12 protein-coding genes and 1 pseudogene are annotated in these 15,434 nt (G+C 53.8%); 8 read left to right on the forward strand and 5 right to left on the reverse strand.

All coding sequences use genetic code 11. The annotated features are described in order from the left end of the window. Nucleotides 1–87: 87 nt before the first annotated feature. The gene (locus tag FN082_RS13040; protein ID WP_139538317.1) at nucleotides 88–576 is read left to right on the forward strand and encodes a 4Fe-4S binding protein; all 489 of its coding nucleotides are present in this window, start codon (nucleotides 88–90) and stop codon (nucleotides 574–576) included. 91 nt (nucleotides 577–667) lie between these two features. Here the strand turns inward: FN082_RS13040 and avtA are convergent, their stop codons facing one another. Both avtA and FN082_RS13050 read right to left on the reverse strand, forming a co-directional pair. Next, a complete protein-coding gene (gene avtA, locus FN082_RS13045; RefSeq protein ID WP_139538316.1) occupies nucleotides 668–1,924 on the reverse strand; it encodes a valine--pyruvate transaminase in 1,257 nt (418 codons plus the stop codon). A 173-nt stretch (nucleotides 1,925–2,097) separates the two neighbouring features. Then, nucleotides 2,098–4,131, reverse strand: a complete 2,034-nt coding sequence (locus FN082_RS13050; protein WP_142981718.1) for an alpha-amylase — start codon at nucleotides 4,129–4,131, stop codon at nucleotides 2,098–2,100. 315 nt (nucleotides 4,132–4,446) lie between these two features. Between FN082_RS13050 and FN082_RS13055 the strand changes: the two genes are divergently transcribed. Further along, nucleotides 4,447–5,274 carry a protein bax gene (locus tag FN082_RS13055; RefSeq protein WP_139538314.1) on the forward strand — a complete coding sequence of 276 codons (828 nt, stop codon included), beginning with the start codon at nucleotides 4,447–4,449 and terminating at the stop codon, nucleotides 5,272–5,274. A gap of 58 nt (nucleotides 5,275–5,332) precedes the next feature. Here the strand turns inward: FN082_RS13055 and xylR are convergent, their stop codons facing one another. Beyond that, on the reverse strand, nucleotides 5,333–6,511 hold the full coding sequence (gene xylR / locus FN082_RS13060) for a D-xylose utilization transcriptional activator XylR (protein ID WP_142463742.1): 1,179 nt from the start codon (nucleotides 6,509–6,511) through the stop codon (nucleotides 5,333–5,335). 220 nt (nucleotides 6,512–6,731) lie between these two features. Further along, nucleotides 6,732–7,025, reverse strand: a pseudogene (gene xylF, locus FN082_RS30380) (D-xylose transporter subunit XylF); the annotation flags it as partial. 375 nt (nucleotides 7,026–7,400) lie between these two features. Between xylF and xylA the strand changes: the two are divergent. The 3 genes from xylA to yiaB all read left to right on the forward strand — a co-directional run bounded on the left by xylA (nucleotide 7,401) and on the right by yiaB (nucleotide 10,821). Continuing rightward, complete coding sequence (gene xylA, locus FN082_RS13065; RefSeq protein ID WP_139538312.1) at nucleotides 7,401–8,723, forward strand: xylose isomerase; 1,323 nt, start codon at nucleotides 7,401–7,403, stop codon at nucleotides 8,721–8,723. 96 nt (nucleotides 8,724–8,819) lie between these two features. Beyond that, nucleotides 8,820–10,274: a xylulokinase gene (xylB, locus tag FN082_RS13070; RefSeq protein WP_142981720.1), complete on the forward strand. Its 1,455-nt coding sequence runs from the start codon at nucleotides 8,820–8,822 to the stop codon at nucleotides 10,272–10,274. 169 nt (nucleotides 10,275–10,443) lie between these two features. Next, nucleotides 10,444–10,821 (forward strand): inner membrane protein YiaB, encoded by a 378-nt coding sequence (gene yiaB / locus FN082_RS13075; RefSeq protein WP_142981722.1) that lies wholly within the window; start codon nucleotides 10,444–10,446, stop codon nucleotides 10,819–10,821. Nucleotides 10,822–10,823: 2 nt separating this feature from the next. Here the strand turns inward: yiaB and FN082_RS13080 are convergent, their stop codons facing one another. Continuing rightward, nucleotides 10,824–11,819, reverse strand: coding sequence for an acyltransferase (locus FN082_RS13080; protein WP_142981724.1), 996 nt, complete (start codon nucleotides 11,817–11,819; stop codon nucleotides 10,824–10,826). Between the two features lie 180 nt (nucleotides 11,820–11,999). Between FN082_RS13080 and FN082_RS13085 the strand changes: the two genes are divergently transcribed. The 3 genes from FN082_RS13085 (at nucleotide 12,000) to glyS (ending at nucleotide 15,433) form a co-directional block, all read left to right on the forward strand. Then, nucleotides 12,000–12,305, forward strand: coding sequence for a YsaB family lipoprotein (locus FN082_RS13085; protein WP_139538308.1), 306 nt, complete (start codon nucleotides 12,000–12,002; stop codon nucleotides 12,303–12,305). 137 nt (nucleotides 12,306–12,442) lie between these two features. Beyond that, the gene (glyQ, locus tag FN082_RS13090) at nucleotides 12,443–13,354 is read left to right on the forward strand and encodes a glycine--tRNA ligase subunit alpha (protein WP_004126458.1); all 912 of its coding nucleotides are present in this window, start codon (nucleotides 12,443–12,445) and stop codon (nucleotides 13,352–13,354) included. A 9-nt stretch (nucleotides 13,355–13,363) separates the two neighbouring features. Further along, on the forward strand, nucleotides 13,364–15,433 hold the full coding sequence (gene glyS, locus FN082_RS13095; RefSeq protein ID WP_142981726.1) for a glycine--tRNA ligase subunit beta: 2,070 nt from the start codon (nucleotides 13,364–13,366) through the stop codon (nucleotides 15,431–15,433). Nucleotide 15,434 lies beyond the last annotated feature (1 nt).

Below are 15,434 nucleotides of genomic sequence, written 5' to 3' on the forward strand. Positions count from 1 at the left end.
AGAAAAAAGCCGCTGATTCCATTCAGGATCAAGGCGCGGGAGCGGTTTTTTCTGGCACTCTGCGTTTTTATCCCCAATGGAGCAAGGATGAACCGGTTTATTATCGCGGATGCGCAAAAGTGTATCGGCTGCCGTACCTGTGAAGTCGCCTGCGTGGTGTCCCATCAGCAGGACCAGGACTGTTCTGGCGTATCCGCCACGCGCTTTGCGCCGCGGATCCGCGTGGTGAAAAACGACGATCTCTCGACGGCGACGCTGTGCCGCCAGTGTGAGGACGCTCCTTGCGCCAATGCTTGCCCTGAAGGTGCTATCCGCCGGGAAAACTCGGTCTGGCGCGTGGATCAGCGTCGCTGCATTGGCTGTAAAAGCTGCATGGTGGCGTGCCCCTATGGCGCGATGACCGTGATGCGGGTGGATGATGGCGTACAGGCGCTGAAGTGCGATTTGTGCAGCCATCGCGAAGAAGGCCCGGCCTGCGTGGCGGCATGCCCGACCCAGGCGCTGTACTGCATGGAGCCGATGGAGCTGGAAAGAATAAGCGCCGAACGTCGACAGAGAATGGCGCTGGCGATGTAGCGCGCTCCCCGGAGGCGGCGCTTGCGCGCCTGTCCGGGCTACGGGTCCGCAGATTGCTGAAAACCTGTAGCCGGGAATCAGCAGCGTTTTATTACGCGTCCTGTTCACTCCAGGCGCGTTCAACTTCTTCGGCGAGGATCCTCACGCCAGTTTCAATTTTCTCCGGGTCCGGCACGTAGTTCATGCGCATGCATTGATGCGTGTGCGGCCAGGGTTTATCCAGCCCAGGGAAGAAGTAATCGCCCGGCACCATCAGAACGCCGCGCTTTTTCAGGCGCTGGTACAGCAGCTCGGTTGAAATCGGCAGATCCTTAAACCACAGCCAGAGGAAAATCGCCCCTTCCGGTTTGTGGATCAGGCAGCGCTCTTCCGGCAGATAGCGGCGAATAATGGCAATAGTTTCCTGTACGCGCTGGTAATAGAACGGTTTGATCACCGTTTCTGACAGGCGCAGCAGATCGTTGCGCTTAATCATCTCGCACATCATGGCAGGCCCCATTCCACCGGGGGCGAGGCTGATAATGCCGTTCATATTGCTGATAGCGGTGATGATTTTTTCGTTAGCGATGATAATTCCGCAGCGGCTACCCGGCAGGCCCAGCTTGGAGAGGCTCATGCACAGGACAATGTTCGGATTCCACAGCGGCCTGGCGTCGCTGAAAATAATCCCCGGGAACGGAACGCCATAGGCATTATCAATCACCAGCGGGATGCCATGCTGATTGGCCAGCGCATCCAGCTTGATCAGCTCGTCGTCTGTAATAACGTTGCCGGTGGGGTTGGTGGGGCGAGAAACGCAGATCATCCCCGTCTCGTCCGTTACCTGCAAATGCTCGAAATCCACGTGATATTTAAACTGGCCTTCCGGCAGCAGCTCAATGTTCGGACGTGTGGCGACAAACAGGTCTTCTTCGAGGCCGGAGTCGGCGTAGCCGATGTACTCAGGCGTCAACGGAAACAGCACCTTACGGGTGGTTCCATCCGCACGACGGCCTGCGAAGAGATTAAATAAGTAGAAAAACGCGCTCTGACTGCCGTTTGTCAGTGCAATATTCTGTGGCTCGATCTCCCAACCGAGCTCGTCGCGCAGCATTTTCGCCAGCAGGGTCAGCAGCTCGCTTTTCCCCTGCGGACCGTCATAATTACAAAGCGCATCAAGGGCTTTGCCGTTATTCAGCATGTCGGTCAGCAGGCTGTGGAAGTAATCATTCATTTCCGGAATCTGTGCGGGATTGCCGCCGCCCAGCATGATGGCGCCCGGCGTACGCAGGCCGTCATTGAGGTCTTCCATCAAGCGGGTGATGCCCGAATGACGGGTAAATTTGTCGCCAAAAAGTGAAAATGTCATCGCGATTAATCTGTCGGTATCCCAGGAAAGTGGGTAACCATAACGCCAGTGCAGACAGGGTGCAAATCGAGGTATCGGGAAGATATTTTGTTTTTATGCTGTAGGTGGCGTGATTTTTGGCTGTTTATCCTGAAAAGGCTCCCCGATCGTCAGGGGAGCCGTTTGACAGAGAGCTACTGCTGACCTGCCCACACTACCATCACTTTGTCATCACCATTTTCACGGATAAAGCCGTAACCTTTGGCCATTGATAGTGTGGTTTGTTTACCCATGCCAATGGCCGGATGACGGGCGCGGAACTGGCCCAGTTTTTCCCAGTGGGTCACGCTGCGCGCGGCTTTACCGTTGACGTCCTGCCAGTTCATGTCTGAACGCGTGCCCTGCAGCGGATCGGAACCGGTCGGGCCGAATGGCCGTGAGGATTCGTCGCCGTAGAAGATTTGCACTGCTCCTGGCGCGAGCAGCAGCAGTTCTGCCGCCGTGCTGCCACCTTCACGGAACAGACTGGTATCGTGTGAAGAGAGATAGCTTAAGACGTTGAAGCTCTGAAGCTTCTCCGCCATTTGCTGCCAGGTCAGATCCATATTGGCCATGCAGCTTGCCGCTTTTGCCGCCTGATCCTGATAATCAAAGTTCAGCATCGCGTCAAAACCGTGGCGATAGTAATCGCTCTCCATTACGCCGTGGCCCCAGGCTTCGCCGGTCATCCAGAACGGCGCGTTATCCAGCGCTTTTTCCGGGTTGGCCTTTTTCCATTCTGCCAGCGCTTCAGTCGCCTGGGTTTTTAACTGCTGCCAGGCGGCCTGCTCAACGTGCTTGGCGGTATCGACGCGGAAACCGTCAATACCGTAGTCACGCACCCATTGGCTCAGCCAGTGGGTCAGATAATCGCGTGGCGTGTAGCCAGGGAGCTCTTTGGCTGCGGTATCTGGTTTATGGCGATAGAAGTTCGGCAGGCCAGAAGGCTCCGTGGATTCGGTTTTCAGGTCCGGCAAGAAGGCCAGTGACATGGTTAGATCGTCAAACCCGGGGTTGTCGTAGTCGCCGATATCGGTGCGGATCCATTTTTTACCCCACCATTTCTCCCATCCGGCTTTATCGCTGAAGTTGATGTAGTCGTTAAAGCTGTGCCAGCTCTGACCCGCGCGTGGCTTCCAGTCGGTCCAGCGCTCGCCTAAAGTCTTTTTCAGTTCGTCGCCCTGGATGTACAAAGAACCGAACTGGAACTCCTGCATGTCTGCCAGAGTCGCGTAGCCGGTATGGTTCATCACCACGTCGAACAGAATGCGGATCCCACGCTTGTGGGCCTCATCGACGAGACGGCGCAAATCGTCTTCCGTCCCCATGTTGGCGTCCAGTTTTGTCCAGTCCTGGGTGTAATAGCCGTGGTAAGCATAGTGCGGGAAATCGCCCTTGGTGCCGCCGCCGACCCAGCCGTGGATTTGCTCCAGTGGTGAACTGATCCACAGCGCGTTGACGCCGAGCTGCTGAATATAATCAAGTTTGCTGGTTAGCCCCTGCAGGTCGCCGCCGTGGAAGGTGCCGATTTCCTGCATGCCGTCTTTGTGGCGGCCATAGCTATTGTCGTTGGCCGGGTTGCCGTTCACAAAGCGGTCGGTCAGAACGAAATAGACGGTAGCGTTGTGCCAGTTGAACGGCGCGGCGGTTTCTGTTTCCGCACGTTCAAGCAGCAGCAGGCCATTGCTGTTAAACGCCGGTTGTAGGGTGATTTTGCCGCCGCTGACGGTGGCGATATTGCCGCTATAGAAGTCGCGAACTTTACTGCCTTCAGCGAAGGATTTGCCAACGTCGATGGTCAGGGGTTTGCCATCCCATTTCGGGCACTGCTTCAGCTGCGGCGCGGTGGCGGCGGCAGTCTGTTTCTCTTCCAGGGAGACCATCAGGGTTGGCGTACCCGAGCGGGTATCGACTTCCAGAGTATAGCGACCATCGCGAAATACGCGCCACTGCGTAGCCGGGTCGCGGCAGGGCTCCATGGAAAGCATCTGGTTGAGTTTGATGATGCCAGCGGGCTGCCAGCACTGTTGGTCAAAATTAATTCGCAGAGGGCGCGTACCCTTTGCTACCTCGTTTTGACTGATAAATCTACCGGTGCCTTCTTCGGTAAAGGCGGGGAAATCTGCGGTGGTCCAGGCGGCGAAGGCCATCCCAGGCAACAGCAGCGACGCAAGCGCAGCGAGTTTCATTCCGGAGTCCTGTGTGCGGTGTTTTGTTCAGTTTGCGCGCCTGTTTGTCTAATGAACTCATCCCGTCTGTGCTTTTCCAGGGAGGATGAATAAGGGTGAGTGATCGCGCTCAAAAAATGGACAAAAAATGAGATAGCACTCGCATTTTCACCTCTTTGTGATGGCGCAGAAACCGATTTCAGATGACAGCTTTTAGGAATTGGACTATTTCTGTGGGTGCGTCATCTGGGTATTTTTGATACTATTCGCGATTCAACTATCGATTTTTTGTGAAAAACAAGGCGTTGGAATGATTGCATCCGACCAGGAGACCTAATGATATCGACTCCCATTCGACGATATGGGGCTGCGATACTCATGTTACTTACCTGCATATTTTCAGGTAGTGTGCTGGCAACAACACACACAGCAACAACGAGTCATAAAGCCCCAATTGTTAAAAAGAAAAGTACCGTTAAAGTAAGCAAGGTAAGCAGTAAACAAGAGTATTCTCGCAATAGTGTAAAGAGCAGTTCACTTCCTGATTTGCGAAAATACCCTTCCGGGACACCAAGGAAAAAAGCGTTTCTCCGGACGGTAATGCCTTATATTACGAAACAGAATCAGGTGATTACTGCCGATCGTAACTGGCTGGTATCGAAGCAGTATGATGCGCGCTGGTCGCCGACCGAGCGTACGCGCCTGAAAGAGATCGCCTCTCGCTATAAAGTGAAATGGTCTGGCAATACCCGCCATATTCCATGGAACTCACTGCTTGAGCGCGTCGACATTATCCCGAACAGCATGGTGGCTACCATGGCGGCGGCGGAAAGCGGCTGGGGAACGTCGAAACTGGCGCGGGTTAACAACAATCTGTTTGGTATGAAGTGTGGCGGTGGAAACTGTCGCGGTGCGGTGAAAGGCTACTCACAGTTTGATTCTGTGGAAGAGTCCGTTCAGGCTTACGTAAGAAACCTGAATACGCATCCGGCTTATTCATCGTTCCGTAAATCGCGTGCGCAGATGCGCAAGGCCGATCAGGAACTGACCGCCAGCACGATGATTCATAAGCTGAAGGGCTATTCGACCAAAGGGTCGAGCTATAACAACTATCTCTTCGCGATGTATCAGGATAACCAGCGGTTGATTGCCGCACACATGTAATTGCTCATACATATCATTTAATGCCCGGCGCGCCAGCCCGGGCATTTTTCTTTGCGTTCTACATCATCACTTCGCTGTGCCGGTCGCGGTACTCCTTCGGCGTCACGTCGTACTCTTTCTTAAATACCGAGTAGAAATATTGCAGCGACGGATAGCCGCACATCTGAGATATTTCGTTAATCGACAGCGTCGTCGACACCAGCAGACTGCGCGCTTTTTCTAGCTTCTCGCTGTGGATCACCGTGTGAATCGTCTCACCCACTTCCTCTTTGAAGCGCTTTTCAAGGTTGGAGCGTGAGATACCGACGGCGTCCAGTACTTGTTCGACCTTAATCCCTTTGCAGGCGTTATTGCGGATATAGTGCATCGCCTGAATCACTGACGGGTCGGTTAGCGAGCGGTAGTCGGTGGAACGGCGTTCTACCACGCGCATCGGAGGGATAAGCTGACGCTGAAGCGGTAGGTCTTCATTTTCCAGCAGACGATGCAGCAGCTTTGCTGCCTGGTAGCCCATCTGACGGGTCCCCTGGGCAACGGACGATAGCGCCACGCGCGACAGGTAGCGTGTAAGCTCTTCGTTATCAATGCCGATAACGCACAGTTTTTCCGGCACCGGGATATGTAGCCGTTCGCAGGCCTGTAATATGTGGCGCGCGCGCGCATCGGTGACGGCGATAATGCCGGTTTGCGGCGGCAGGGTTTGCAGCCAGTCAGCGAGGCGATTTTGCGCATGCTGCCAGTTCTCCGGGGCCGTTTCGAGGCCCTGATACACCACGCCGCGATATTTCTCCCTGGCGACAAGCTGGCAGAACGCATGTTCACGCTCGGCTGCCCAGCCTTTGCAACTGGTCGTGGGCAGGCCGTAAAAAGCGAAGCGATTGATGCCTTTTTCCTTCAGGTGAAGGAAGGCGCTTTCAACCAGCGCAGCGTTGTCGGTGGCGATATAGTGAACCGGCGGATAGCATTCCGGGCGATGAAAAGAGCCGCCAACGCCGACGATAGGGACATCAACGTCGATCAGCAGATTTTCAATTTCCGGGTCGTCGTAATCGGCAATAACGCCGTCGCCTAACCACTCCTTAATGTTTTCAATTCGCGCCCGGAAATCTTCTTCAATGAAGATGTCCCATTCCAATTGCGATGCCTGTAAATATTCGCCAACGCCCTCAACGACCTGGCGGTCGTAGGCTTTGTTGGCGTTGAATAACAACGTAATACGGTGACGCTTTTCAAACATAGTGTTGTTCCTGCTCTCTCTTGCTGGCCATACAATACCGGCCAATGCCCGTATTATTTCAAGCTACTAATGATGCCTTCAGTTCGGCAATCTTCCCAGTTGAAGAGGAACCGACGTCCCGGATGTGAGTTGAGAATCAGTCCGGTGAGGGCTGCCATTGGCATGCTGTTTTTAGGTACCATAGCACGCTGGTCAGCCCGACAATCAATCGTTACCTGATGACTTTATCGACCATGTGTTGAGACTGTATTTCACCAAATTTTTTTGTTATTTGAATAAGTATTAAAATTAGCTCCAGCGTTATTGCTCAGATGGTCGTCAGCGTAAACTTTCATTCATGCCCATTTAATAATATTATCACTATAGGGAACAATAACCAGAACGTCGATGCCGCGGTTTATCATGTTTTTAATTCATTAATAGCCATGCCTATTTTAAATTCTTTCGCGATATCAGACAGACTGGTCAGGAGAGGTGAGGCGCAGAGCGTGAGGCAAAGGTTCTTTATCTTCATAATAATAACACCTTTTCTGTAAAGTGCAGGGATATGACGAACGATAAAAATAGACGGCCTGATACATAGCAGATTTTTAACGTGGAAAGGCGTGCTGGCAATTATCTATGCTTATTTTACGGTTATGAAATTTTGTTTATTTGTTAATTTATGACCGCGATCGTACTTTAATAATCAATTATCATCGTATTTCATTGATCTCTCGTGGTGTAAGCAGCGAAATGGTTTTTTTAGTGCATTGTTTTTGCGACCTGGCGCACGTTTGTGGATTCTCTCAATGTCGGTGTGAAATAACGTAATTGAGGAAACTAAATCGAGAATTCTATATTGGGTTATGACTTATTACTCGCCGCATCCCTGAATATGGAGTTCATTATGCAGACCTATTTCGATCAACTCGATCGCGTTCGTTACGAAGGCCCGAAATCTGTTAATCCCCTGGCTTTCCGTCATTACAACCCGGATGAGCTGGTTCTGGGCAAACGGATGGAAGACCACCTGCGCTTTGCGGCCTGCTACTGGCACACTTTCTGCTGGAATGGTGCCGATATGTTTGGTGTGGGTTCCTTTGATCGCCCGTGGCAGCAGCCGGGTGAAGCGCTGGAAATGGCGAAACGTAAAGCCGATGTCGCTTTTGAGTTTTTCCACAAGCTGAATGTACCGTACTACTGCTTCCACGATATTGATGTCTCTCCTGAAGGGGCATCGCTGAAAGAGTATGCCAATAATTTCGCGCAGATGGTTGATGTGCTGGCGGCAAAACAGCAGCAGAGCGGCGTGAAGCTGCTGTGGGGCACGGCGAACTGCTTTACTAACCCACGCTACGGTGCCGGTGCGGCAACCAATCCAGATCCGGAAGTGTTTAGCTGGGCGGCGACTCAGGTGGTTACCGCGATGGATGCGACCCATAAACTGGGCGGCGAAAACTACGTTCTGTGGGGCGGTCGTGAAGGCTATGAAACCCTGCTGAATACCGACCTGCGTCAGGAACGCGAGCAGATTGGCCGCTTTATGCAACTGGTCGTTGAGCACAAACACAAAATTGGCTTCCAGGGTACGCTGTTGATCGAACCAAAACCACAGGAACCTACAAAGCATCAGTACGATTACGATGCGTCTACCGTATACGGCTTCCTGAAGCAGTTTGGTCTGGAAAAAGAGATCAAGCTGAACATCGAAGCAAACCATGCAACGCTCGCTGGCCACACTTTCCACCACGAAATTGCTACCGCTATCGCTCTGGGTCTGTTTGGTTCCGTTGATGCTAACCGCGGCGACCCGCAGCTGGGTTGGGATACCGATCAGTTCCCGAACAGCGTCGAAGAAAATGCGCTGGTGATGTACGAAATCCTTAAAGCGGGTGGCTTCACTACCGGCGGTCTGAACTTTGATGCCAAAGTACGCCGTCAGAGCACCGACAAATACGATCTGTTCTACGGTCATATTGGCGCTATGGACACCATGGCGCTGGCATTAAAAGTGGCAGCCCGCATGGTTGAAGGCGGCGAGCTGGATAAACGCGTAGCCAAACGCTATGCCGGCTGGAATGGCGAACTGGGTCAGCAAATCCTCAAAGGGCAGATGAATCTGGCGGACATTGCCCAGTATGCGACTCAGCATAACCTGGCGCCGCAGCATCATAGCGGCCATCAGGAGCTGTTGGAAAACGTGGTTAACCGTTACCTCTTTGATAACTAATGATGGCTATGATGCCCGGCGGGTCCGGGCATTCGCTTTAACCGATGCTCTATTCGCGCCACGCTTAGTCGTGGCGCGTCAGTAAGGAGAGGCTGTATGTATATCGGGATTGATCTGGGCACTTCGGGCGTCAAGGCCATTCTGCTCAACGAGCAGGGCGAGGTCGTGGCTTCGCATACCGAAAAGCTCAACGTGTCGCGTCCGCATCCATTATGGTCTGAACAAGACCCTGAGCACTGGTGGCTGGCGACGGATAGCGCGATGAAAGCGCTGGGCGCGCAGCACTCTCTGCGCGAAGTGAAAGCATTAGGCATTGCCGGACAAATGCACGGTGCGACGCTGCTGGATAAACATCAGCGCGTCCTGCGTCCGGCGATTTTATGGAATGACGGTCGCTGTGGCGAAGAGTGCGCGCTACTGGAAGAAAAAGTCAGCCGCTCGCGGCAGATAACCGGCAACCTGATGATGCCGGGATTTACCGCGCCGAAGCTGTTGTGGGTGCAATATCACGAGCCTGAGGTCTTTAGCCAGGTCGATAAAGTCCTGCTGCCGAAAGATTATCTGCGTTTACGCATGACCGGTGAGTTTGCCAGCGATATGTCCGATGCTGCGGGTACCATGTGGATGGACGTGGCTAAGCGTGACTGGAGCGACGAGATGCTCGCTGCCTGCGGGCTGAGCCGCGATAACATGCCCGCGCTGTTTGAGGGCTGTGAAGTGACGGGTTCGCTACGCCCTGCCGTTGCGCAGTCGTGGAATATGCCGCAAGCGCTGGTGGTGGCCGGTGGCGGAGACAACGCGGCGGGAGCGGTTGGCGTTGGTATGGCGGATGCCGGTCAGGCAATGCTGTCCCTGGGGACCTCGGGCGTCTACTTTGCCGTCAGCGACGGTTTTCTTAGCAAGCCGGAAAGCGCCGTTCACAGTTTCTGCCACGCGCTGCCTGGACGCTGGCATCTGATGTCGGTGATGCTGAGTGCAGCCTCCTGCCTCGATTGGGCTGCGAAATTAACCGGTCTCGGTACGGTTCCTGCGTTGATTGCGGCGGCGGAATCAGCGAATGACAATGCCGATCCGGTGTGGTTCCTGCCTTATCTGTCTGGTGAACGTACACCGCACAATAATCCGCAGGCGAAAGGCGTCTTTTTCGGCCTGACTCATCAGCATGGCCCGGCCGAACTGGCTCGAGCGGTGTTGGAGGGCGTCGGTTACGCTCTGGCGGATGGCATGGATGTGGTTCACGCCTGCGGCGTTAAGCCAGAGAGCGTGACGCTGATTGGCGGCGGCGCGCGTAGCGCGTACTGGCGTCAAATGCTGGCGGATATTAGCGGTCAGCAGCTTGATTTCCGTACCGGCGGCGATGTCGGGCCGGCGCTAGGCGCGGCGAGACTGGCTCAGCTGGCGCTGCATAAAAATGTCACATTCTCCGACTTGCTCCCGCAGCTGCCCCTGGAACAAGCTCATCGTCCGAATGCTGAACGTTTTGCCTGCTACGCTCCCCGCCGGGAAACTTTCCGGCAGATATATCAACAGCTTTTACCGTTGATGTCCTGATAAATTCGCCCCGGTTGATGGGGCGAATCCATTCTTTGAATATATCCTGATTTATTCATTTGTTACGTGCATTTATATATTCCGAATTTGTCGTTTCAGATGCGAAAAGTACCGATAATCACGTTTCATCAGTACATAATGAGGGCTGTTTTTTTGCCAGGGAGGCCCTATGAGAAATAATATTATTCCAAGGCTGTTAATGGCCATTGGGGCGCTGATTTATCTGGTGGGTATCTGGCGTACCTGTCCGTTATTTAGCGGTAAAGGCTATTTCCTCGGTGTTCTGGTCATGGGCATGTTCGCCATGTTGGCCCATCAGCGTACGATGCGAGAAGAACGCAAAAATGACGATGGTTTTGCTTCACTATGTCGCCTGATACTTCTGCTATCAATTGGTTTATTAATGGTTGGAGCCATGTTTGTGCCTGCCGCCTGGAATGAGAAGGCAATCTACGTGGTGGCATGGTTTGTTTGCATTTATGGCGCGTCAGCAGTTCCATGCAAAACCGTACCGACGCGCGAAACACAGCAAGAACCCATTGAGTAAATTCAGCTCACTAAGCGGCGAGAGTCAAATCGCTGAACCAGAACTGATAGCAGTAAACTCCCCAGCAGCGCCGCGCTGAATATCCAGGCAATATCCAATAGCGGCCAGCGGGTTAGCTCCAGCCCGCTGGCGCGCAGCGCATGGATGATCAGCGCATGAAAACCGTATATCCCCAATGAATGGCGTGAGATCGGCGTAAGAAGCGGTACCTGGCGCGTATTGAGCGTATTTTTTGCCAGCGTCAGCAGGGCTATCGCGCAGACAAAAACTGCCGGACCACAGTATAAATACCAGGTATCGCCAAAGTCGCCGCGCCAGCGCAATTCGTGCAGCGTCCCGCGTGATATCACCCATACACCGGCGATGAAAAGCGTGGCACAAAGCGGAGTCAGCCATTTTTTATCGGTATCCATCATGCCGATTGCTCGTCCCAGCACGCCATATATCACATAGTAGAACGTATCGCCGTTGATATAGAGATTAACCGGCAGCCACTCTATCCCCCCCGCTTTTACTGCCACCATATTGGGATTCGCCATAATGCCAATTACCAGCATCAGAACCAGCAGCATCTTGCCGCTCACTTGTTTAACCTGGATCAACGGTGAAAGCAGGTAAATGACGACGATAGCGAAGAAAAACCACAGATGGTAGAAAACCGGTTTTTGCAGCAAATTCTTCAGCGACAGCTCAACGTTGATGTGGGTAAACAGAATGATATAAAGCAGCGACAGCGCGCTGTAAAAGAGGATGCACAGCGCGATACGCAGAAAATGTCGGGGCTGTGCGCTGCGCTCACCGAAAAACAGGTAGCCTGAAATCATAAAAAACAGCGGTACGCTGACGCGGGATGCGGAGTTAAGGATATTTGCCAAATCCCACTCCAGCAGGCTGATAGTGTGCGGATGGGTGATATACCAGGTCGTGCTATGAATCATGACCACCATCAGGCAGGCAATCGCGCGTAAATTGGTAATCCAGTTTATTTTTTCCTGCATTAGTACCTCAGTTTACCCTTCTCAAATAGGGTCTGACTGTGCTTATTCACCCGTGTCGCAGTGGAATAATCCGAGTTTTTCGCCATAGACTTGTCGAGTTGTGGCTCAATTCGCACAATGGGCCGGTTATTTTACGTAACCTGCACGATAACAATTTGCTAACAAGGCGGTCGAGAAAAAATGGTGATGAAATATGTGTTTTCTGGACTGCTGCTGTGCCTGCTGGCGGGCTGTAGCGAGACGCCGCCTCAGCCAGTGCAGAAGGCGCAGAAAGCGCGGATAACGCCGCAGACCACCCTTAATATGGAGCAGCTTTGCAAGGATAATGCCGCAGTGCGTTACGGTACAGGCGTGCGGCAGGTTGATGTCAGTCATTTCGAGCAGTTCCAGGGAAGCTACGAGCTTTCGGGGATGACTTCGCGGAATGAACGCTTTATCTGTTCTTTTGACCCGGACGGGCAGTTTTTACATCTTTCTATGCGCTAAATGCGGCTCTGGTGCTACGTGATGGCGCTAATTTCCGCAATTTTCCCTAAACAATCCGGTTTCATACTGTATATCTCGCAGCCAGCGGGTATACTGGCTCCTTCCTTTAAATCCACACGTATCCAGCACGAAATCATATGCAAAAGTTTGATACCAGGACCTTCCAGGGCCTGATCCTGACCTTACAGGATTACTGGGCTCGCCAGGGCTGCACCATTGTTCAACCACTGGACATGGAAGTCGGCGCAGGCACCTCTCATCCCATGACCTGCCTACGCGCGTTGGGCCCGGAGCCGATGGCAACTGCCTACGTGCAGCCTTCTCGTCGTCCGACCGACGGGCGCTACGGTGAAAACCCGAACCGTTTACAGCACTACTATCAGTTCCAGGTAGTGATTAAACCTTCCCCGGATAACATCCAGGAGCTGTACCTTGGGTCTCTGAAAGAGCTGGGTATGGATCCGACCATCCACGACATTCGTTTCGTTGAAGACAACTGGGAAAACCCGACATTGGGCGCCTGGGGTTTGGGCTGGGAAGTGTGGCTGAACGGTATGGAAGTCACGCAGTTCACCTACTTCCAGCAGGTTGGCGGTCTGGAGTGTAAGCCTGTAACGGGTGAAATCACCTACGGCCTGGAGCGTCTGGCGATGTATATCCAGGGCGTGGACAGCGTATACGATCTGGTCTGGAGTGATGGCCCGCTGGGTAAAACCACCTACGGCGACGTGTTCCATCAGAACGAAGTGGAGCAATCCACCTACAACTTCGAATACGCGGACGTTGACTTCCTGTTCTCCTGCTTCGAGCAGTATGAGAAAGAAGCCCAGCAGCTGTTGGCGCTGGAAAACCCGCTGCCGTTGCCTGCCTACGAGCGTATTCTGAAAGCCGCCCATAGCTTTAACCTGCTGGACGCGCGTAAAGCCATCTCCGTCACCGAGCGCCAGCGCTATATTCTGCGCATTCGCACCCTGACCAAAGCTGTGGCTGAAGCTTACTATGCTTCCCGTGAAGCCCTTGGCTTCCCGATGTGCAACAAGAATAAATAAGAGGCGGCCATGTCTGAGAAAACTTTCCTGGTGGAAATCGGCACTGAAGAGCTGCCACCAAAAGCACTGCGCAGCCTGGCGGAATCCTTTGCTGCGAACGTGACCGCGGAGCTGGATAACGCTGGTCTCGCACACGGTAACGTTGAATGGTTTGCCGCGCCGCGCCGTCTGGCGCTGAAAGTGGCGAATCTTGCGGCTGCGCAAGCCGATCGTGAAGTCGAAAAACGCGGCCCGGCGATTGCCCAGGCGTTCGACGCGGAAGGTAAACCAAGCAAGGCAGCCGAAGGTTGGGCGCGCGGCTGCGGTATCACCGTCGATCAGGCTGAACGTCTGTTGACCGATAAAGGCGAATGGCTGCTGTATCGCGCGCACGTGAAGGGCGAAAGCACCGAAGCGCTGCTGCCGAACATGATTGCCGCCTCGCTGGCAAAACTGCCAATTCCTAAGCTGATGCGCTGGGGCGCGTCTGACGTACACTTCGTGCGTCCGGTTCACACCGTGACTCTGCTACTGGGTGACAAAGTCATTCCGGCAACCATCCTGGGAGTGCAGTCCGATCGTATCATTCGCGGTCACCGCTTTATGGGCGAGCCGGAGTTCACCATCGACAATGCCGATCAGTACCCACAGATCCTGCTGGAGCGCGGTAAAGTCATTGCCGATTACGAACAACGTAAAGCCAAAATCAAAGCTGACGCGGAAGAAGCGGCGCGCAAGATTGGCGGTAATGCCGACCTGAGCGAAAGCCTGCTGGAAGAAGTTACCTCACTGGTGGAATGGCCGGTGGTACTGACGGCGAAGTTCGAAGAGAAATTCCTTGCGGTACCGGCTGAAGCGCTGGTTTACACCATGAAGGGCGACCAGAAGTACTTCCCGGTTTACGCGAACGACGGCAAACTGCTGCCGAACTTCATCTTCGTGGCGAATATCGAGTCGAAAGATCCGATTCAGATTATTTCCGGTAACGAGAAGGTTGTGCGCCCACGTCTGGCGGATGCCGAATTCTTCTTTAATACAGACCGTAAAAAACGCCTGGAAGACCATCTGCCGCGTCTGCAAACCGTGCTGTTCCAGCAACAACTGGGCACGCTGCGCGACAAGACCGACCGTATTCAGGCGCTGGCGGGCTGGATCGCCGAGCAGATTGGCGCTGATGTGAACCACGCTACCCGCGCGGGCCTGTTGTCTAAGTGCGACCTGATGACCAATATGGTCTTCGAGTTCACCGACACCCAGGGCGTGATGGGCATGCACTACGCGCGTCATGACGGCGAAGCGGAAGATGTGGCTGTCGCGCTGAACGAGCAGTATCAACCACGCTTTGCCGGTGATGACCTGCCGTCCAACCCGGTCGCCTGCGCCGTTGCGATTGCTGATAAGATGGACACCCTGGCGGGGATCTTCGGTATCGGCCAGCATCCTAAAGGTGATAAAGACCCGTTTGCGCTGCGCCGTGCCGCGCTGGGCGTGCTGCGCATCATCGTTGAGAAGAACCTCAATCTTGATCTGCAAACGCTGACCGAAGAAGCGGTACGTCTGTACGGCGACAAGCTGACCAATGCCAAAGTGGTTGATGAAGTGATCGACTTCATGCTCGGTCGTTTCCGCGCCTGGTACCAGGACGAAGGTTACACCGTTGACACCATCCAGGCAGTACTGGCGCGTCGTCCGACCCGTCCAGCAGACTTCGATGCGCGTATGAAGGCGGTTTCGCACTTCCGTACCCTTGAAGAGTCTGCTGCGCTGGCGGCAGCAAACAAGCGTGTCTCCAACATTCTGGCGAAATCAGACATGACGTTGAACGATATTGTTCATGCTTCTGTGCTGAAAGACGCGGCAGAGATCAAGCTGGCCGGCCATTTAGTCGTGCTGCGCGATAAGCTGCAGCCGTATTTCGCCGAGGGCCGTTATCAGGAAGCTCTGATTGAGCTGGCCTCTCTGCGCGAGCCGGTAGATGAGTTCTTCGAGAACGTGATGGTTAACGCTGAAGATCAGAACGTGCGCGTAAACCGCCTGACGCTGCTGTCTAAGCTGCGCGATCTGTTCCTGCAGGTAGCGGATATTTCTCTGCTGCAGTAAG

The organism is Klebsiella spallanzanii (assembly GCF_902158555.1).
GTDB classification, from domain to species: Bacteria; Pseudomonadota; Gammaproteobacteria; order Enterobacterales; family Enterobacteriaceae; genus Klebsiella; species Klebsiella spallanzanii.